The organism is Lysinibacillus sp. NPDC097162, from assembly GCF_044762185.1.
In the GTDB taxonomy this organism is placed as follows: Bacteria; Bacillota; Bacilli; order Bacillales_A; family Planococcaceae; genus Lysinibacillus.
In genome coordinates, this window is the sequence record NZ_JBIWDT010000001.1 from 1,287,389 (window position 1) to 1,306,760 (window position 19,372).

The window sequence follows — 19,372 nt, forward strand, 5'->3', positions numbered from 1 at the left end:
ATGGCAGAAGAATTAGTTGGTAAGGCTCAATTGAACGGATTGTTAATACATGTCACAAGTGAGGATGCTAACTTTGACGTTGATATTCCTACCCATAAGGTTGAAAAGGGAATTGATTTATCTGATCATGTTGAACGAAAGCCAGAGGTAGTTAAATTATCTGGGTTGTTAATTAGACCAACTAACGAAAGAGTTGAATCGTTAATCAGTAAACTGAAAAATATCGAGATTAAAGGTCAACTGGTTACGTATGAAGGGCGTCGAATCTATAAGAACATGCTCATGAGTGGCTTATCTATTAAAGCAAGTTCTAAAGTGATGAATGGTTATAATTTTAGTTGCACCTTAACTGAAGTGCGAATTGCTCAATCCTCTTATGTAGCACCTGAAATTAAGGCCGTTACTGCACCTGTTGCAGAGGCAGGACGTAAACAAACCGAAAACAAGAAAGGGAAAGAAGTGTATCATGTTATTAAAAAAGGAGATACTTTTTCTTCTCTTGGTCAAAAGTACGGTACTAAATGGCAAGACATTCAAAAATGGAGTGGCTACGATCCTCAAAAATTACCTGTTGGAGTTAAGATAAGGGTGGTGTAAGGGTGTTAGAATTTGAATATATTGAAATTGAAAAAGCGCTCATTCCCTATCGTTTTGAAGTGGAATTGGGCGCTGAATTGTTTTTAATAGAAATACGATACAACGAGTTACATGATTACTTCACATTAGATTTACTAAAAGATGGGGAGGTCCTAGTTTATGGTGAAAAGCTTATTTACGCTATGCCATTGTTTAGCGAGGTATTTGATCATCGTTATCCAGCGCCAACTATCATCCCTTTAGATGAATCAGGGAAAGAAACACGTGTAACGTATGAGAATCTGAACAAAACAGTATTTTTAAAGTTGGTGAACAGCAATGAGTAAGTTATTCAAACGATACGTAGAGGTAGTGACAAGTAATTTAAAGTTTAACAATACTGACTTAGATATTGAGTTTGAAGTACCATTCGATGATGACTTAGAACCTAATATAAGTGAAATCACTATCTACAATTTATCTGAATCAACAAGAAATAAGCTAAAACGCGGTGAGACAATATCAATAAATGCTGGTTATATTGAAGATAAAGGATTAATTCTTAATGGTCGTATCAATAGCATTAGCACAACACCATTAGGAGCTGATAGAGCTACAGTAATAAAGGTATTAGATACTTATCCATTCAATGTGAAAAAGACCTTGCAACGTTCGTATAAAGGAAAAATTAAAGCTGATGCCATTCTTAAAGATTTAACGAAAGCTTTAGGTTTAAAAGTAGCTGTGCTCAAATTACCAACAAATAAAGTATACGAAAAAGGTTTTTCAATTAATGGAGAAATCTTTAAAAAAATTCAAGATGTTGCGAATGATTGCGGAGCATCGGCTTATATTTCAAGGCAACAAACCTATATTAGACCCATTACAGAGGGTGATAATCATCGATTTGTCTTAAGTCCAGATACAGGACTTATTGGCTCACCTGAATACTTTGAGAATGAGCGAAAAGGTGTAATTGTAAAAGGCTACAAAGCAAAATCATTATTGCAACACCGAATGAATACTGCATCCATTATTGAACTTCAATCAATTGTAACGAAGAGTAAAGTTCGTGTGAAGAAGGGTAAACATATTTGCAAAGGCAACTCATTTTATACTGAAGTGGAGGCTGTTTTATGACGAATATGACCGAGTTTTTCAGCACTCTTCAACAAGGTGTATTTATGAACTTAAATACTGCCATGCCTTGCAAAGTTCTTACTTATGATGAGAGTAATCGAAGAGCTAAGATACAGCCGTTATTCAAAGTAAAGGAATACGGGCAAACTGAAAGTTCTTTGGCTCCTATCGAAAATGTGCCAGTGTTATTTCAACGATATAAAGTGCATAACAACGAACCAATCTCAATAACAACAGATACAGCACCTCACCCTCAATATACAGGTACTGGGGAGCATGTGCATAATGTAATAACTTTTACAGAATCAGTTGAAATGATTCCGGATTTAAGAATTGGTGACATAGTGCAAGTGATATTTAATCAGCGAGCTATTGATGAAGCGATCAAAGGGAATGATAGTTTCCCTGGTACGTCTCGGATGTTCGATATCCACGATGCTGTTATAGTGGGGGTGTTTTAATGAAAACATTAGCGCTATCTAAGGGTGACTTACTTTTTGAAAATGGCGATTTTAAGTTAGATGAAGGTGAAAAAGAGGTTGCTCAGTGTATTGGAATATCATTAGGCACTAACTTGCGTGTACTTTCACAAGAGGAACGAATTAGAGAAATAAATAGCATAGAAATAAAAGATGTTAATCGAGTTCGAACAATTGTTTTTAGTGTAACCCTCACTGATGGCACTGTTTTAAACGAGGAGGTGGTTTTAGGTGGCGTTAGATAAGACTGGTTTTAAAAGAAAAACATACAGCGAATTAGTCGATAATATGTCAGCTAAGGCAAAAGAAAAGTTTGGTGCGGATGCTAATACTACAGAACGATCCGTATTGGGTATTATCATTCGCATTATGGCATGGTTCTTTTCACTTCTTTGGCAAGATACAGAGGATGTTTATCACAGTGCATATCGAAAGACTGCTGAAGGTAATCAGTTGGATATGTTGCTTCCTTATGCGGGAATTAGCCGTAATTTAGCTGACTTTGCCTACGGACAAATTGAAATAATTGGTACACCTAACCACTTCGTCGAAAGTGGTTTTTTAGTGTCTACAGATAACGATATTTATTTCGAAACACTTTATAATTTAACGCTCAATGATGAAGGTAAAGGGTTAGTTGATATAGTGTCCTATGAAATCGGAGCAAAAGGCAATGTAGGAGCAAACACAATTACTCAAATAGTTAATCCTGACGCTAACATTAACAGCGTTAATAATCCTAGAAAGACTAATGGTGGTCGTGAAAAAGAAACGGATTCCGAAGCTAGAGAAAGAGCTGACATTACTGTTGAAGGTATAGGTTCAGCCACAACAGCCGCAATACGAAGTAATCTATTAAAGTTATCAAGTATTCGTGCAGCTAAAGTTATAGAAAACTACAGCGATGTAATAGACCAATATGGAACACCACCTAGAGCGATTCAAACTTTTGTTTTAGGTGGCAGCGATGAAGAAGTAGCTAAAGCTATCCACGAAAAGAAAGCCGGTGGCATACAACCTTATGGAACGACGTATGTCGAAGTGCTTGATTTAAGTGGCGATGTAAAACAGATAGGATTTACAAGGGCTAATGAAGTAAATGTTTTCATCAAAGTCAATGTGACAACGAATACTTCATTTAGCTCAAATGGTATTAATCAAATAAAATCAGCTCTCGTCAAATATGTCGGAGGTACAGACCTAAGTAACAACTCTTATGCAGGTTTAAATACGGGTGATGATGTCATAGTATCTCGTTTAATCGCTAGAACCTATAGTGTTGATGGTATTGAGGATGTCACTGTTGAGGTATCTACGGATGGTTTAGTTTACAACGATTCAAATGTATCAGTCGGCTTACAACAAGTTGCACAAACGCACTTCAATCAAATTGAGGTGATAGTTAGTGTTTAGTACAAAATCAATCGTTAAACGATTTGCTGATTACTTTGATAAAACACCTGATTCGAACATCTCTAAATTAATGAGTATCTTTGCTACAGAGGCACAAGAAGTCCAAGCCACGAACAACCGTATTAGGCAATGGAGAAACATTGATGATGCTGAAGGTGTAGGGCTTGATTTAATCGGTCAGAACGTTAACCAACCTCGCGGAGTGGCGAATGATGAAGTGTATCGAATATTACTGAAATCAAAAATAGCCCGAAATCTAAGCGACGGAACAATTGATACCATCATACAAGTTCTGGCTATTGCATTATCGGTAGAGCCTAAAATGATAAAAATAAAAGAAAAATGGAACGATCCTGAAGAACCCGAACCTGCAGCAATTAAAGTAATTGAGTTGCCACTTACGAAATTAAATGAGGCAGGATTAGACCCTACGAACTTTGTAAGAATCGTTCAACGTACCGTAGCTGCAGGCGTTAAGGTTGGTGTAATCGAACTTACAGGAACATTTGAATTTGGAGACATAACAAACTCAATCGACAACAATAAAGGGTTAGGAGATGCAAGTAACGAGGCTATAGGTGGTTATTTCGGCGCTGTCTATACTCCATCTCAAGATAATGAATTACCTATATAAAGGAGCGTGAAATCATGGTAAATGAATTACCAGTATGGCTAAACCAAGGTGTAGAACCGCCCGAAAGCTTAAAAACAACAGGTTGGCAACCTGGTATGAAACCATCAGCACAACATATGAATTGGTTGTTTAATCGTTCTTATCTTGTAATGAAAGAACTACTAGAGAATGGTGGCACAGCTGATTTGCAAAAAGAGGTAGAGTCCCTTAAAACAAAAGTTAATGAACACTTGGAAGATATGGCTAAACATAATCAATTCATTGAAGGAAATAAAAAATATCAAGTAATTCTAGGTTGGGATACAATTTCAAATTGCCCAACTATGGATTATGTGGAGGTGGTAGAATAATGCCTTATAAGTTGCCAAGCTTTGAAGTACAAGCTCTTATAAAAACGGCTGTTGATGCAATTAAAACGGTAGTGGATAGTATCAAAACCACTACAGACTCAACAAAGACAAGTGTAGACCAAGTTAAGCAAGATGTAGCTAACGTAAGCACACAAATAACAAACAAAAATGCAAGTAAAGTATTGAAAAGTCAGACATTCTACACATCAGCAAGTTTTACGGTTCCTCATGGAGTAACAGAAGTATTTATTACTGGTGGTGGTGGTGGTGGCGGTGGTGGAACCGCTGTAGGTTCACAAACGAAAAGTACTGCTGGAGGGGTAACTAGTTTTGGTTCCTTATTATCGATAAGTGGAGGAGGTAGAGGTTATGATGGTTCGGATGCATCTTTAGTTTTTATGGGAGGTTCAGCGGGTGGTAAAGGCGGTAGTTCTGGCGGCGCTTTAGGTATTAACGGTCTAGGTGGAGAAGGAGGAAACGGAGGTTGGTACTCTGGAGGATATGGGAGTCCTACTGCAGGTAATAATAATTATTGGGGTGGACATGGCGCATATTGTTCTGGAGGCGGGGGGTGTGGAGCTGCAGGTGGTGGTGCAGGAGATTTCATTATCAAACGTCCTTTAGTTGTCACTCCGTTAACTAACTATGCCATCACAATAGGATTAGGTGGAACTGGTTCTGCTTATGTCGGGAGTGGGTATGTAATTACTGGCGGTAAGGGTGGAGACGGAATATTAACAGTAGAATGGTGGCAATAATATGAGATTCGCACAAGTATTGAACGATAAAGCACATTGGATTTTTGAAGCAGACGAAAAACCAGAGTTTGCACCAAATATTATTTTAGTTGATATTACAAGCAAACCTGACGTACAAGAAGGTTGGGATTTTAACAGCGAAACAGGCGAATTTACAGCACCTATCATTCCGGAGCCTATTCCTGTCGAGCCGCAACCAACGCTAGAAGAAATGCAGGCACAAACGTTATTAAATACTGAAATGTTATTACTACAAAAAGAAATTGGATTATAGGAGGAATAAGCATGATTTACAAAGCAGCCAAAATTGTTATTAATTCGGGTAATTATATTTACGAATCATTAGAGTCAGATTTAAGTTTATTTTTAATGATGACGAAAATTTCACAAGAACAGTATGTAGAACTAATTACTATAATGGATGAGCAGAAAACGCAAGCATAAGCTTAGCGTTATTTTTATTGTCAAAAAGTAATAAAAAGTAATAGAAAGTTATTAAAGGATAAATATACCTTTTGTCGAATTTAGTAAGATAAAGGGAGGTTGTTGTAATGAAAGTATTCTTAGAATTTCACGAACATGATAAGTTAATCAATACAAAAGACTTTGACATGAACAATGAACAAATAACTGCTTTATTAAATGCAAAAACGGTATTGTGGCCTTTTGATGAAAGAGGTAAAAATGCAATAGGAAAGTTGTATGAAAGTCATTATAATCCTTTCAATGACACTTTATTAGTTAGAGTTAGAGAAGTAGTTGAATCAGAAGAAGAAAGATTTAGTTTTAAATAAAAGTAAAGCACTCTCAATCGAGAGTGTTTTTTTTATGAGCTTTGAGAACAATCGAGATGGGCGATGGTACATGTTACTGAATCTCGATGCTTCTCATAGCTTTTTAATTTTAATTGAATAGGGCAAAGGATTGGTGATGGAATGGATGTAGCTGCAGTAAATGAAATTGCTACAAGCCAAGCGGTATGGGCGATAGCTTGTTTAATTATAGCGTTTGGGGCATTTCGCTATTTAATAAGCAAAAATGATAATCTAATGAATCGAGCAGAAGAACGAGAAAACAAATTAATGGACCATTTGGAACGTTCAAATGAATCACAAGAAAGAACAGCAATCGCACTCGAAGGTATGAACCGATCGCTGAACGTATTGGAAGGTCGTGTGGACCGTATTGAAAAACACTCACTCAAGAATAAAAACAATGAAAAGGATGATGAATAATGGATTTAACAAATATTTTTATGATTGCAATGGTGATGGTGGCTATCGTACTAGCCGTTTCAGAAGTATTCAAAAAGACATTTAAAATTAATACGCAATACATGCCAATCACATCAGTAGTGATTGGTATTTTTATTGGCATAGTTTGTTGGCCGTTATCAGAGTATCCAGCATACGTCATGTTGATGGCTGGCTTTGTGGCTGGGCTAACTGCTTCTGGTACGTTTGATTTACTAAAGGCAGCTAAAAAAGAAGGTGAAACACATGACTAAAAAATATGTAGGTTCAAGTGGTCATGGTTTAAAAATTAGAGGTGCCGAACATTTTATTGATGAAGTAGATGAAGCTCGAAAAGTAACCAACGAAGTACATCATATTTTAACAACTCAATATACTGGCATTGGCTCAGTATTTCACGACAATACATCGACTACACAAAATCAAAACCTACAAACAATCGTAAATTATCATAACAAACAAACTCGTGACCTAGACTGGAGCATTCACTTAAACGCTGCAGGTGTAACGGATAGTCCAAGAGGTGTCGAAGTACTTTATTACGATGCTAAAGATTTAGCAGCTAAAGTAAGCGCTGCTATCGCAAATGCTTCTGGACTTAAAAATCGTGGAGCAAAACAACGAACAGAGTTGTATTTCCTTAAAAATACAACTAAACCTGCTATATTACTAGAAATTTGCTTTGTTGATAGTAAAGCAGATGTGGACTTGTATCATAAAAACTTTAATCCTATTTGTGCTGCTATTGCTGAGGTATTAGCGGACCATTTAGGTTACACCAAAAAACAAAATGAACAGATTCAAAAGGAGGAACCAAAAGTGACTAACACATTAACGTCAACAGCTAAAGAGGATTTAAAAGGATTGTTAAAAGAGACTTATCAGAAAGGTATTTTAAAAGTGGACCATAGCGAAAGAGTTTGTTCGATGACAGATGGCGAAGCTTTAGGATTATTGATTTCAGTTGTAAAGCGCACTCTATAAACAGAGATACCAGGTACTCATATTTTTATGGGAACCTGGTTTTTTTTATTGCCAAAAAGAGAACTTGTGTTCTATAATAAAACAAACAAGTGTTCTGATAAGGGGAGTTAATATGGCTGCTAAAACAAAAACGCCAGCAAAAAAGAAAGAACCTAAACATTTAGATCGTGATGAATTCGACCTTGAAGAAATCGCATATACCTTAACAGAATCGATGCAAGAAAATAAAGTTTATACATACACAATTTACAAACATGATGAGCTGTTAGAGGGTACAGTTGAAAAAATGGATGCAAACACTAAATTAATCCACATAAAAGACAGATATATGGGCATCCATAAGATACATTTTTTAGACATTTTAAAAATATCTGACGTTGAATAAAAGTGGAGAGTGATTGTGATGATTAATGATCGTGGAAATATGAAATGGACATCATTGATGTTGCCTGAACATTTAGTTCGGTTAAAGGAGTGGAAACAAGAGCAATTTTATGAAAAAAAGCGCGAGTTGACTGAATGGGAGCTAGAAGAGATAGAGCAAACAATTCAGCGAGCTTTCAAAATGAAAAAGCTAATTAAACTCACACTTTGGAAAAGCCAAAAACTATATGATGAAATTGGAATGATTACTGGGACAAATATTTATAATAAGGAGTTACTTATAGATACTGATTTATCAATCAAGCGAATTACCTTTGATATGATACAAAATGCGTCACTGGTAGATACTGATGATTAAGCCTGATGAGCGAAGAAATGTACATGAATTTATCATTATGGATATGGCCATAAAATCGTTGCAGAATGATTACGATAAACTAGGAAATCTAAAAATGGCAGAGGATATATCACAATAGTGGATGACCTAATGAAAGATTTAAGAAGTGATTATTTCAATAAAAAAAGAATGTTAGCTAAACAAAAAATCGAAGTAGTGAAGTGGATTCATGTAGACGAATATTTTAGTGACGTTGTTTTGAAAACTCCTGGAGAAAATGTAGAATTACGGTACGCTAAACAAGCTCTAAAAACACAAGTAGAAAAATTATTAATAGAACATTTAAAAGTCACTCATTTGAAAAATAATGAGTGACTTTCTTCTATTATTTGAAATCGTTATGTGTACCATAATTTGATGCAGCATCTTTTAAGTTAGATGCCTTGAAATTAGCAAAATCAATCTTATCAATATCGCTCTTTTTAAATAAGGCAGTCATAGCAGGACCAATGCTGCTGTTGCCTGAAGCATCTTTAAAGTTTGCTTGCCAGTTAATATTAATATTGCCCATATCTTCAACATCTTTTAAAACTTCAAGTAATTTTACTGTATTACGTTGTGCATAGTCTAATGTATTTTTCTTTGTAACGGCATCGTCAATCATCATTTTTAAATAATACATGTCGCCCATACTTTCAACAGTGATATTACGATTACTACCATCAGTCGTCTTTGTGCCAAATAAGTCAGTAGCTATTTTGGCAATACGTTCTTCAAGTGGCACGTTTGTATCATTTGCGGCTGCCATATCGATAGTAACCTCATTATCTTTCCCTTCTTTTTTGCCAGCTTCAGCAGAAGTTTCTTTTTTAATTTCTGCTTTTGGTGCTTCCTCTTTTTGTGAAGATTCCTTTTCATCACCTTCAATTGCGTTCCCAATAGCACCAATTACGATTACTACTAGAATTAAAATAAACCACCATTTTTTATAAAAGGGTTTCTTCATTATGTATAGTCTCCTTTTTGTATATTAGTACCAATAAATTATATCAATAATGGTAGGGGTTGTCAGTGTTATTAATCATAAAATTGTCGCACCTTTAGTGATGCGATGAGGCATTCATAATATTAGAAATAAAAAAGTCACTCAGTTGAAAATAATATGAGTGACTTTAATAATTGCACCTGCTCGTTGCGTGTATTTTATATTAATAATAATGGTACCCCACGGGTACCCCAGAAAGTACCCCAATTAAAAGAGTTAATATGTGTTTATATGGGCGCTAGATATTTGTTGGTAAAATCAATTTTTGAATTAAATTTCAAAATTTTTTAACCTTCATTTTACAACCTATCGAAATCTCCCAAGCCTAAACCCCGCCAAGTCAACATTTTTACGCTATAATGTAGGACGAGGTGAAGAAAATGTTTGTGAGTGAAAAACAGATTGAGATTCGATATGCGGAGACAGACCAAATGGGCGTCGTCTACCACGCAAACTACATCATTTGGATGGAGATTGGACGTACACAGTTAGTAAGTGATGTAGGATTTGAGTACGCAGCATTAGAAAAAGAAGGTTATGTATCGCCAGTAATGGATTTATCGATTTCTTATAAGGCAGCGATGCACTACGGCCAGGTGGCAACTGTACGCACTTGGGTAGAAAAACATGATCGACTACGTACAACATATGGTTATGAAATTTTACATGAAGATGGCACGATTGCTGCTACAGCACAATCCGTACATATTCTAGCGCACAAAGAAACGTTACGCCCGGTTTCTTTAAGTAAAATTGACCCAGCTTGGGATGCGAAATATAAAGAAATTGCTATTGAAACAAAATAGAACAAAGGGTGTTGTCGCTCTGCGTTAAAAATACTAATAAAAGCATCAATTACGAAGGCAGTACTAGAGCAAATAGCTGGTGCTGTCTTTTGCTTGTACTAGTTTCTTCCTTATAAAGTTGTAAAACAAATTGGTTGATATACCACAATAATACATTTTTTTGTTGAATGTCACACGTAATATTGATACAATAAGAACAAATGTTCTTAGGAGGCGAGAAACTATGCAATTATACATATTTGAAGGCAGCTTTATGCCGTTAATTGAACAGTATCAATTAACTGAAGAACAACTTGAATTTACAGGAACACCTCAGGAATGTCTTGAACTTTCTAAAGTGGATGCCAATCGTCACTCAATTTTAGCTATCGATGAAGGAAAGCTTGTTGTTTTCTTTGTATTACATCGAAAAGAGGGGGTAAAGCCATATTCTAATAATGAAAATGCGATATTAATAAGAGCCTTTTCAACTGATTACCGTCATCAAGGGAAAGGATATGCCAAAAAGGCTTTACTGCTATTGCCTGAATTTGTAAAAAAACAGTATAGTGAGATAAATGAAATTGTATTGGCTGTAAATGTAAAGAATGAAGCCGCACAAGGACTATACAAGAAATGCGGATATACCGATAAAGGTGAAAGAGTAATGGGGATAAAAGGGGAATTAATCGTAATGAGTCATGATTTGTAAAGAATGATACTCACGAACTGCTCATTAAAAGGATACAAATTTTAAAAATCCACCTTGCACTAGTAGAAACAGTTTACACTGTGACCACTAATAGCAAGTGGATTTTTTTATTTATTAATTCGAATAGTGCTTATCGGAAGCCCCTTGTACTAAAGCTTAGATCGTTTAAACAAGAGCTTCCAAGAAATGAAATTCGCGATTAGAAGTACTATCAAATAAATAATTGTGCCATAGGAAATGCGTGTCGCCATGTAATAGTGCAGACCTGCTAGAAGACCTAAAGGAATAAATAAGATTAAGGACTGCCAGCTCTGTCCATCACCGATTTCGTCATAGGGCTTCGTAAAGGGAATCTTACTTCCAGAACCTACATAACAAATAATCGTGTACAAACAGCTTGCTACTAAAACAGTCAATAAATCTGGAATGATTCTTGGGCCATAAATAAAGCAAAATACGATGCTAAGGACAATGTACAAAGGAATATACAACTTTATTAGAAAAGCTTTTAGACTGCCTTTTTGTAAGTCTGTATATTCTTTAATTGGGAAGACTTTATATATCCAAGCTGCTTTAAACTTTGCTGAATGGCCAAGCATAATCACGGCTGACGGGATGATTAGCATACTAAAATAAATGTTTAAATAGCTCATACTGACAGAATAATCAACATCTTCTGCACGAATAATATTAAATATAAAAATAAAAGGAATGACGAATGAAAAGCCTAAAGATGGATAAACCTTCAATTTAAACTCTCGCTCTTGTTTCATCATAAGGGAGGCAAATCGGTAAAAGGCTCTTTCCTCTGATGTTCGGCAAATGAACGTTAATAAATAATCTTTTAAGCGACTTTTCTTTTCTTTTTTTGATTTACTTGTACCTAATAACTTTTGTAAATTACGTTCAAATGTAGGGATAAGCCTAATATAAAGCAATATTGATAAAAGTGGTACGATGACAGAGAAAATAGTACATAAAATAATGAAAAATGAGTTATTCCCATTAAGGATTAGCTCATATGGAGCAGCAAACCACATCGGGATGATGAAAATACTCCACCAATTAGACGTTACGACTATATTAAAATCAACAAATTCAAAGGATCTAATCAGTACTTGGTAACCAATCATCAAAACCAATGATAAACCGATTTGCACATAATTGATAATATCCTTTAGTTTTTCTCCATCAAAAAATCTCAAAATCACAATATATAAAATCGACGTTAAAACGACAATGAAAATATTAATGAAGATAAGTGCTAGTACAGTTAATAGAAAGAATAATACCCCTTGAGTAAATAAGCCGACTAAAAGCGGAATTGCTGTTAAGGCAATTGTTAAGTAAGTTAAGTAGATGAGTATATGCATACATTTGGCAGCGTTCACCGTTTTAGCAGTAATGGGCTTAGTTGAGAGGATGCTTCGATCACGTACATCCAGAAGTACTGAAGAAAAGTCAGAGATTAATGTTGTCATGATGATAAAAATTATCATACCAAAAGCAATGCTCATCTGAAAATGATAGTTTTGGCCAAAGACGATAAATGGAATTAGCACAAGGCCGTATAGGGCATAAATCCATAAAGACTTTATGTAACTATTTTTCTGATCTTTTTTGTTTTGGTTAAAGATGGTCGGTACTTTTCTTTCATCCATAGTTAGTTTAATATGAAGGATTTGTCTCATAATCTGATAATCAATGCCTAGTTTGCGAAAAATAAAATGCAATTTATCAAGCAGTTGCAGGATTTTGAAATCTTTCATTTCTACACCTCCTGGACTACCGATACGAATTGTTCACCAATTTCCTTATGATTATGGAAACCTGTAAGTTGATTGAAAATCCCTTCTAAAGTTCCTGCTGTATTAGCTGTTTGTAATTGGGCAAATGTTCCGTCAGCAGCGATTATTCCATCGTTCAATAAAATGATGCGACTACTGATTTTTTCAACAACATCCATGATATGAGAGGAATAAAATATTGTTTTACCATTGGCTGCTAATTGCGTTAAAATTTCTTTGAAGATCATTACACTATTCGCATCCAAGCCATTAATAGGTTCATCCAAGAACAGTAAATCTGGATTATGTATAAGGCTGGCGATAATTAATAGCTTTTGTCTCATGCCTTTTGAATACGAGGATATTCTTGCATGATATGCTTCTCCAACCCCAAACAATTCCATTAATGATTTAGACTTAGTAGCGGCAAAATCAAAATTTAAACCGTAAAGCTGGCCGATAAAGGTCAAATACTCGTAACCAGTTAAATTATCATAAACATCGGCTATTTCTGGCACATAGCCAATTTTTCGTTTATATTCAATGTTATTTTGCTTAATATCTTCTCCGAATAGCTTTATTTCTCCACCGTATTCGGCCTCGATCCCTAAAATAATTTTAACAGTCGTACTTTTGCCAGCACCGTTCGGACCGATATAACCAATAATTTCTCCTCTTGAAACACGTAAGTCGATTCCTTTTAATATTTCCTTACTACCATAACTCTTTGTCAAATCCGTAATTGTTAAAATTTCTTGTTGCTCCATGGAATAGCTCCTTCCTTTTGGATTATTACTATACAAAAGTAACTATAAGGCTAAATAGTCCTCTATAGTTATTATACATGATTTCAACAATTTGTTATTAATTCCAATATTATTCTTAAGAAGAGGTAATTATTAGTTAGGTCTTTTTAAAGGAATATGATTTAAAATGTAGAATGTTCATCAAAGCAAATTGTTTTAGTATAGTAATTACTAAGCGGAGGTGGCAAAAGTGAATCATCTAAAAAAGGGCAATGCAATCGAGGCAGCACAGCAGTTTATTGCAAAACATTTTCCTCATTGTGATGGAGCATTATTAGCTGGAAGTGTTGTTCGTGGCGAAGCAACAGAAACGTCTGACCTAGATATCGTTGTATTTGACAATCATCGTATGACCTCTTATAGAGAGTCTTTTATAGCGTTTGGTTGGGCGATAGAGGTGTTTGTACATAATTTGACATCGTATAAGCAGTTTTTTGACGAAGATTATAAAAGAGCAAGACCTTCCATGCCAAGAATGGTTTCAGAAGGAATCATTTTAAAAGATAACAGTTTTATTGAATCCATTAAAGAAGAAGCCAATCAACTATTAAAGAAGGGCCCAGAAGAATGGTCACAACAAACGATTAAAACAAAACAATATTTTATCTCGGATGCATTGAATGATCTTATAGGTTGTTCAAATAAAGCAGAAGAATTATTTATAGCGAATACACTTGCTGAATTAGTAAGTGTATTTGTGTTAAGAACGAACCGTCAATGGATTGGTCATTCGAAATGGGTAGTACGTGCATTAATGCAATATGATGAGACATTTACACAACAGTTTATTAATGCTTTTGATATTTTTTATAAAACAGGGGCTAAAGAACAGATTATAAAATTAGTGGACAAAGTACTTGAGTCGTACGGTGGGCAATTTTTTGAAGGTTTTTCGATAGGGAAATAACGTCCCTGCAAAAATTTTGAAACAAAATGTCCATTCCTGCGTAATACAATAGTGAGTTCAATATTTTTAATGATAAAATAGTGTTAAGTATATATTTAAAGGTGGGAAATAAAATGGGTTTATTAAAAGCAGGTATTGGTGCATTAACAGGTGTATTAGAAGATCAGTGGCGAGAGTATTTCTACTGTGGGTCTTTATCAGCGGATGTTCTTGTTGCTAAAGGTGAAAAACGCTCTTCTAAACGCGGCTCAAATAAAGGAAATAATAATATTATTAGTAATGGCTCTATTATTGCAATCAATGAAGGGCAATGTATGATGATTGTCGAGCAGGGCAAAGTAGTGGAGTTTTCTTCAGAATCCGGTGAATATGTCTATGACACATCTACTGAGCCATCTATTATGTATGGGGAAGACCTTTCATCAAACATTACGGAGACGTTTAAGCAAATTGGAAAGCGTTTCACCTTTGGTGGGGAGCCAGGAAAAGATCAGCGTGTGTATTATTTTAATAAGAAAGAAATTGTCGGCAATAAGTATGGGACACCTGCACCGATTCCTTTCCGTGTCATTGACCGCAATATTGGCTTAGATATTGATATTGCGATTCGTTGTCATGGTGAGTATTCATATAAAATTGTAGACCCATTATTATTTTATACAAATGTCTGTGGAAATGTAGAGAGCGAATATACTCGTGACGCAATTGATAGTCAATTGAAAACAGAGCTTATGACAGCTTTACAACCTGCCTTTGCTCATATTTCTGCAAGTGGCGTACGTTATAGTGAAATACCTGCCCATACAGTGGCGCTAGCAGATGCCCTTAACAAAGTATTATCAGAAAAATGGCTAGCAACACGCGGTTTAGCTGTTGTGTCTTTTGGAATTAGTTCATTAAAAGCATCTGAAGAAGATGAAACGATGATTAAACAACTACAGCGTAATGCAGTAATGCGCGATCCAGGGATGGCTGCTGCTCACTTAACTGGTGCACAGGCTGAAGCCATGATTGCTGCTGCACACAACGATGGGGGTGCGATGGCAGGATTCATGGGTATGAACATGGCAACACAAGCAGGTGGTGTCAACGCAAGTCAACTATTCCAAATGAGCGAGCAAAATAAACATGCGCAAGCAACTATGCAAACACAATCTAGCCCTTCTAATGCTTGGACATGTACATGTGGGCAGGAGAATACAGGTAAATTTTGTTCGAATTGTGGAGCATCGAAGCCAGTAGAAGAGGGCTGGACATGTGCATGTGGCACGATCAATAAAGGTAAATTCTGTAGTGAATGTGGGGCAAAAAAACCGACAGGAGCATTGCAATATGCTTGTGATAAATGTGGGTGGGAACCAGAAAACCCTGCAAATCCTCCAAAGTTTTGCCCTGAGTGTGGCGATATTTTTGATGATAATGATATGAAGTAAGGAGATGACTGATGATGACGACGCAAGAAGCGGAAAACGTCAAAGAGGCAAAGCTAGAATTCGATGCTGAATGTCCATCATGCAGTGCATCAATTGAATTTAACCCAGCAACAGGCAAGCTGACTTGTCCTTACTGTGGCTTTGAAACAGAGATTGCTACACCAGAAATGGAACAAGAAAAAGTGGCGCAGGAAATGGACTTTGCAAAAGCTGAGGAACGAGGAAACTTTAACTGGGGCGTAGAGAAAAAAACAGTGATTTGTAAAGCTTGTGCAGCTGAAACAATTTACGATGCATTACAAGTAGCGGATAGCTGTCCGTATTGTGGCTCAAATCAAGTAATGGAAGCAAGTGCTGAAAACACACTTGCTCCAAATGGTGTATGTGCTTTTGAAGTAACAGATAAACAAGCAGGGGAACATTTTCAAAAGTGGATTAAAGGTAGATGGTTTACGCCGAAAGCAGCAAAAATTAGTGCAAGGCCAGATTCTTTTAAAGGTGTATATCTGCCGTATTGGACATTTGATACAAAAACAAGCTCACGCTACTCAGCAAGCTATGGCAAACATCGTACGGTAACTGACAAAGATGGCAATCAAAAGACTGTAACAGATTGGTATTCTACAAGTGGTTTTTACCAGGAGTTTATAGATGATCATTTAATAAGTGCAACGACTCGTTATGACCGTCAAATGATGCGTAAAATTGAACCATTTAACTTACTGAACAATAAATCCTATAAGCCAGAATATGTGGCAGGTTTTCTGTCAGAGCGATATAGCATTGGGTTACAGGATGGTTGGAGTCAAGCAAAGAGAGAAATTCACGACCACTTAAACGCACAAATTACTTCAAAAATCCGTATGGAAAAGTTTGCAGATGTTGTTTCCAATGTGCGCTTCTCTACAACACATGATGACATTACATATAAATATTTAATGTTACCAATTTGGCTTTCTTCTTTCCGATATAAAGATAAAATTTTCAGATTTATGGTAAATGGTCAAACGGGGCGTGTAGGAGGAGATGCTCCGATTTCACCACTACGTGTAACGATTACAGTTCTTTTATCGTTGATGGTCCTAGCTGTAGTTTGGTATTTCTTTATGAATGAATAAGCGATAGCAGTATTCTAAAAGTGTGAACACTACATACTTTTAGAATACTGTTTTTTTATTGCGAATATTGTCGGAATGATGTCGAACGATGTAAATAAATTTTCTGATTATGATAAATGTCACTATTCATCACGGTTCTGTCTATGTATAGTTGCATAAGCTATAAGGATAATAATATTTTACAATAGACAAGGAGCACAGCATTTAATGAAAAAGAAAATAGCATGGGTTACAGATACAGCAGCATTGTTAGATGAAAAATTCATACAGGACAATCAAATTCACGTTTTACCACTTAATATTGTTTTTGATGAAGGTGTATTACGAGAAACTGTTGATATGACACATGATGAATTTTATGACAAACTTCGTACTACTAAAACACATCCAAAGACATCTCAGCCTGCCATTGGTGATGTGGTAGAGTTATATAAATCGTTAAAGCAGCAGGGCTATGCCTGTGCTATTGCTATTCATACTTCGCAACATTTGTCGGGCACTTATTTAAGCGCTTTCACGGCAGCACAACAAGCAGAATTTGACGTATATCCAATCGATTCAAAAATCGGCTCATTTCCAATGATGAAAATGATTGAACTGGGTCAGCAATTAGAGCGAGAAGGTTTCGAACCGAATCAAATCGTTGAAAAGATAAATGAACTTGCTGATCATAGTGAGCTATCCTTTATCCCGGCAAGCTTATCACAATTGCATAAAAGTGGTCGCGTTTCAGGAACACAGGCATTTTTGAGTCACCTATTAAATATAAAGGTCGTTATTTCTTTTGAAAATGGGAAAGTTGTTATGAAAGAAAAAGTACGCGCAGCAACAAAAGCAAAAGCATATGTGGAAAACCTTTTAAGCAACGATTTGGCATCAAGTATTATCCCTGAGGTAGCAGTTATTCACTGCAACAATGAAGAAGGCGCGATTATTTGGAAATCAGCTTTAGAAAAAGCTTATCCTCTTATTACTTTTCGTGTTCTGCCATTGAGTGCTTGTGTTGGCGTTCATGCAGGAGAGGGTACGCTTGGATTGAGCTGGGTGCGTCTGCCAGAACTTATAGCACCGAAACGGCAAGAAAAAGAATTAGTGACCATTTAAAGTGATTGGCTATTGGCCAAAAATTGTGCATGTGAAGTTGCGAAATTCCTATAAACACACTATTATACAGTCAGAGAGCTTTTTCATAAAATGTACTGTAGATGTAATGTTATTTTTGAATAATAATGATTATTCAAGTATGGAGGTTTCGACAATGGACGCAATTGAAGTGTTAACTAATTTAGACCAAATACATGGGTATTTTCAACCTATATTTAGCGCTGATGCGCATACGGTGATTGCCTACGAAATTTCCGGTCAGTTACAAATAGAAGGACAGCAAATTAACTTAAAAGACTTTGTTAATAATGAAGATATTCCAGAAGAATATCGTATTGATATGGAACATAAAATTTTGCACGCAGCACTAACCCAAATAGATACAATAGCATCTGACATTGATATTTATATTCCTAGTAATCCGAATTTGTTAATGCAAGATTTCGGTGAAAGTCACTTTAATATTATTCAGCAATATATTGGCGAAGATGACTTACACCGCATCGTATTGGTGGTTTCCGAGCATCGGTTTTTAGGTGATATTAATAAACTACACCATGCACTTCGTTATTTTACAACATTTGGTATGAAAATAGCTGTACAGGAAGTAGGAGCTGAAAGCCATTTAGAGCATATCGCATTATTATCACCTCAAATTTTAAAGGTAAATATACGCGATTTGAATTATGATTCGTGGTCTGCTCAATCCGACATGATTTCTGCAATTGGAAGTTTGGCTTATAAAATAGGCGCAAACCTATTATTTGAAGGGATTGGCACAGTTTATCAATTGCAATTTGCTTGGAAAAATGGCGGACGCTTCTATCAAGGTTCATATTTAGCAAATGCAGCAAAGACATTTGTGGAGAAAGATATATTAAAGGAACGTTTTAAAGAAGAATGTCAGCAATTTATTACTTCTGAAAAGAAAATGCTTGAGGCACAATATTTCGAGTTAAAGAAATTAAGAGAAGAGCTAGAGGCAATTGTTCATCGTGTAAAACCTTCTAGCGATAATATTTCACAATTAGAGCATTTAGCGGAACTATTAGATCATTATTCATTCCGATTATATATTTGTAATGAGGATGGTTTCCAATTAACGCCCAACGTTATGCGTTTAGAAGGAAAATGGGAATTACAGCCAAATGCGATTAATAAAAATTGGAGTTGGCGACCGTATTTCCTGCAAACAATTATTAAAATGCGTAATGATCAAAATGGTGAAATTTCAGAACTATATCGAGATATCGAAACAGGGGAAATTACACGAACGTTTTCGATTGCCATCAGTGAACACGAATATTTATTCGTCGATCTTTCTTATGATTTTCTCTATGAACATAATATTTTTCGATAAAGTGATA

The 19,372-nt window shown here is 35.8% G+C and carries 28 protein-coding genes; 25 read left to right on the forward strand and 3 right to left on the reverse strand.

What is annotated here, in order from left to right:
- The 18 genes from ACIQXW_RS06460 to ACIQXW_RS06545 all read left to right on the forward strand — a co-directional run bounded on the left by ACIQXW_RS06460 (position 1) and on the right by ACIQXW_RS06545 (position 8,683).
- Positions 1 to 597 (forward strand): LysM peptidoglycan-binding domain-containing protein, encoded by a 597-nt coding sequence (locus ACIQXW_RS06460; protein WP_402760561.1) that lies wholly within the window; start codon positions 1 to 3, stop codon positions 595 to 597.
- A gap of 2 nt (positions 598 to 599) precedes the next feature.
- A complete protein-coding gene (locus ACIQXW_RS06465; protein WP_402760563.1) occupies positions 600 to 923 on the forward strand; it encodes a phage baseplate plug family protein in 324 nt (107 codons plus the stop codon).
- Entirely contained in the window at positions 916 to 1,716 is an 801-nt protein-coding gene (locus ACIQXW_RS06470) for a phage protein (RefSeq protein ID WP_402760565.1), read from the forward strand. Before ACIQXW_RS06465 ends, ACIQXW_RS06470 begins: the two co-directional genes overlap by 8 nt.
- A complete protein-coding gene (locus ACIQXW_RS06475; RefSeq protein WP_402760567.1) occupies positions 1,713 to 2,177 on the forward strand; it encodes a hypothetical protein in 465 nt (154 codons plus the stop codon). The genes ACIQXW_RS06470 and ACIQXW_RS06475 overlap by 4 nt, the downstream gene beginning before the upstream one ends.
- Positions 2,177 to 2,440: a hypothetical protein gene (locus ACIQXW_RS06480; protein WP_402760569.1), complete on the forward strand. Its 264-nt coding sequence runs from the start codon at positions 2,177 to 2,179 to the stop codon at positions 2,438 to 2,440. The genes ACIQXW_RS06475 and ACIQXW_RS06480 overlap by 1 nt, the downstream gene beginning before the upstream one ends.
- The gene (locus tag ACIQXW_RS06485; RefSeq protein ID WP_402760570.1) at positions 2,427 to 3,608 is read left to right on the forward strand and encodes a baseplate J/gp47 family protein; all 1,182 of its coding nucleotides are present in this window, start codon (positions 2,427 to 2,429) and stop codon (positions 3,606 to 3,608) included. Before ACIQXW_RS06480 ends, ACIQXW_RS06485 begins: the two co-directional genes overlap by 14 nt.
- A complete protein-coding gene (locus tag ACIQXW_RS06490) occupies positions 3,601 to 4,242 on the forward strand; it encodes a hypothetical protein (RefSeq protein WP_402760572.1) in 642 nt (213 codons plus the stop codon). Before ACIQXW_RS06485 ends, ACIQXW_RS06490 begins: the two co-directional genes overlap by 8 nt.
- Before the next feature lie 14 nt (positions 4,243 to 4,256).
- Positions 4,257 to 4,592, forward strand: a complete 336-nt coding sequence (locus ACIQXW_RS06495; RefSeq protein WP_402760574.1) for a hypothetical protein — start codon at positions 4,257 to 4,259, stop codon at positions 4,590 to 4,592.
- Positions 4,592 to 5,350, forward strand: coding sequence for a hypothetical protein (locus tag ACIQXW_RS06500; protein WP_402760576.1), 759 nt, complete (start codon positions 4,592 to 4,594; stop codon positions 5,348 to 5,350). Before ACIQXW_RS06495 ends, ACIQXW_RS06500 begins: the two co-directional genes overlap by 1 nt.
- A gap of 1 nt (position 5,351) precedes the next feature.
- Positions 5,352 to 5,624, forward strand: coding sequence for a hypothetical protein (locus tag ACIQXW_RS06505; protein WP_402760578.1), 273 nt, complete (start codon positions 5,352 to 5,354; stop codon positions 5,622 to 5,624).
- A gap of 11 nt (positions 5,625 to 5,635) precedes the next feature.
- Positions 5,636 to 5,794: a hypothetical protein gene (locus ACIQXW_RS06510; RefSeq protein ID WP_402760580.1), complete on the forward strand. Its 159-nt coding sequence runs from the start codon at positions 5,636 to 5,638 to the stop codon at positions 5,792 to 5,794.
- A gap of 107 nt (positions 5,795 to 5,901) precedes the next feature.
- A complete protein-coding gene (locus ACIQXW_RS06515) occupies positions 5,902 to 6,144 on the forward strand; it encodes a hypothetical protein (RefSeq protein ID WP_402760581.1) in 243 nt (80 codons plus the stop codon).
- 141 nt (positions 6,145 to 6,285) lie between these two features.
- The gene (locus ACIQXW_RS06520) at positions 6,286 to 6,585 is read left to right on the forward strand and encodes a hypothetical protein (protein ID WP_402760583.1); all 300 of its coding nucleotides are present in this window, start codon (positions 6,286 to 6,288) and stop codon (positions 6,583 to 6,585) included.
- Positions 6,585 to 6,857, forward strand: a complete 273-nt coding sequence (locus tag ACIQXW_RS06525; RefSeq protein WP_402760584.1) for a holin — start codon at positions 6,585 to 6,587, stop codon at positions 6,855 to 6,857. The genes ACIQXW_RS06520 and ACIQXW_RS06525 overlap by 1 nt, the downstream gene beginning before the upstream one ends.
- A complete protein-coding gene (locus ACIQXW_RS06530) occupies positions 6,850 to 7,587 on the forward strand; it encodes an N-acetylmuramoyl-L-alanine amidase (RefSeq protein ID WP_402760586.1) in 738 nt (245 codons plus the stop codon). The genes ACIQXW_RS06525 and ACIQXW_RS06530 overlap by 8 nt, the downstream gene beginning before the upstream one ends.
- A gap of 112 nt (positions 7,588 to 7,699) precedes the next feature.
- Positions 7,700 to 7,972: a YolD-like family protein gene (locus tag ACIQXW_RS06535; RefSeq protein ID WP_402760588.1), complete on the forward strand. Its 273-nt coding sequence runs from the start codon at positions 7,700 to 7,702 to the stop codon at positions 7,970 to 7,972.
- Positions 7,973 to 7,990: 18 nt separating this feature from the next.
- Positions 7,991 to 8,329 carry a YolD-like family protein gene (locus ACIQXW_RS06540; protein WP_402760590.1) on the forward strand — a complete coding sequence of 113 codons (339 nt, stop codon included), beginning with the start codon at positions 7,991 to 7,993 and terminating at the stop codon, positions 8,327 to 8,329.
- A 129-nt stretch (positions 8,330 to 8,458) separates the two neighbouring features.
- On the forward strand, positions 8,459 to 8,683 hold the full coding sequence (locus ACIQXW_RS06545) for a hypothetical protein (RefSeq protein ID WP_402760592.1): 225 nt from the start codon (positions 8,459 to 8,461) through the stop codon (positions 8,681 to 8,683).
- Between the two features lie 10 nt (positions 8,684 to 8,693).
- On the opposite strand, the gene ACIQXW_RS06550 is transcribed toward ACIQXW_RS06545, so the two are convergent.
- Positions 8,694 to 9,314 (reverse strand): hypothetical protein, encoded by a 621-nt coding sequence (locus tag ACIQXW_RS06550; RefSeq protein WP_402760594.1) that lies wholly within the window; start codon positions 9,312 to 9,314, stop codon positions 8,694 to 8,696.
- A 419-nt stretch (positions 9,315 to 9,733) separates the two neighbouring features.
- Here ACIQXW_RS06550 and ACIQXW_RS06555 point away from each other — a divergent pair, with 419 nt between their 5' ends.
- On the forward strand, positions 9,734 to 10,159 hold the full coding sequence (locus ACIQXW_RS06555) for an acyl-CoA thioesterase (RefSeq protein ID WP_401011566.1): 426 nt from the start codon (positions 9,734 to 9,736) through the stop codon (positions 10,157 to 10,159).
- A 223-nt stretch (positions 10,160 to 10,382) separates the two neighbouring features.
- On the forward strand, positions 10,383 to 10,850 hold the full coding sequence (locus ACIQXW_RS06560; protein ID WP_402760596.1) for a GNAT family N-acetyltransferase: 468 nt from the start codon (positions 10,383 to 10,385) through the stop codon (positions 10,848 to 10,850).
- A gap of 149 nt (positions 10,851 to 10,999) precedes the next feature.
- Here the strand turns inward: ACIQXW_RS06560 and ACIQXW_RS06565 are convergent, their stop codons facing one another.
- Together ACIQXW_RS06565 and ACIQXW_RS06570 are read right to left on the reverse strand one after the other, a co-directional pair.
- Positions 11,000 to 12,619, reverse strand: a complete 1,620-nt coding sequence (locus ACIQXW_RS06565) for a hypothetical protein (RefSeq protein ID WP_402760597.1) — start codon at positions 12,617 to 12,619, stop codon at positions 11,000 to 11,002.
- Positions 12,620 to 12,621: 2 nt separating this feature from the next.
- Complete coding sequence (locus ACIQXW_RS06570; protein ID WP_401016529.1) at positions 12,622 to 13,404, reverse strand: ABC transporter ATP-binding protein; 783 nt, start codon at positions 13,402 to 13,404, stop codon at positions 12,622 to 12,624.
- A gap of 229 nt (positions 13,405 to 13,633) precedes the next feature.
- Here ACIQXW_RS06570 and ACIQXW_RS06575 point away from each other — a divergent pair, with 229 nt between their 5' ends.
- From ACIQXW_RS06575 to ACIQXW_RS06595, 5 genes are all read left to right on the forward strand, one after another.
- Positions 13,634 to 14,350, forward strand: a complete 717-nt coding sequence (locus tag ACIQXW_RS06575) for a nucleotidyltransferase domain-containing protein (RefSeq protein WP_402760600.1) — start codon at positions 13,634 to 13,636, stop codon at positions 14,348 to 14,350.
- A gap of 113 nt (positions 14,351 to 14,463) precedes the next feature.
- Positions 14,464 to 15,783, forward strand: coding sequence for an SPFH domain-containing protein (locus ACIQXW_RS06580; protein WP_402760602.1), 1,320 nt, complete (start codon positions 14,464 to 14,466; stop codon positions 15,781 to 15,783).
- Positions 15,784 to 15,797: 14 nt separating this feature from the next.
- On the forward strand, positions 15,798 to 16,901 hold the full coding sequence (locus tag ACIQXW_RS06585) for a TFIIB-type zinc ribbon-containing protein (RefSeq protein ID WP_402762465.1): 1,104 nt from the start codon (positions 15,798 to 15,800) through the stop codon (positions 16,899 to 16,901).
- 207 nt (positions 16,902 to 17,108) lie between these two features.
- Entirely contained in the window at positions 17,109 to 18,005 is an 897-nt protein-coding gene (locus ACIQXW_RS06590; RefSeq protein ID WP_401016535.1) for a DegV family protein, read from the forward strand.
- A 154-nt stretch (positions 18,006 to 18,159) separates the two neighbouring features.
- Positions 18,160 to 19,365, forward strand: a complete 1,206-nt coding sequence (locus ACIQXW_RS06595; RefSeq protein ID WP_401016536.1) for an EAL-associated domain-containing protein — start codon at positions 18,160 to 18,162, stop codon at positions 19,363 to 19,365.
- Positions 19,366 to 19,372: the final 7 nt, after the last annotated feature.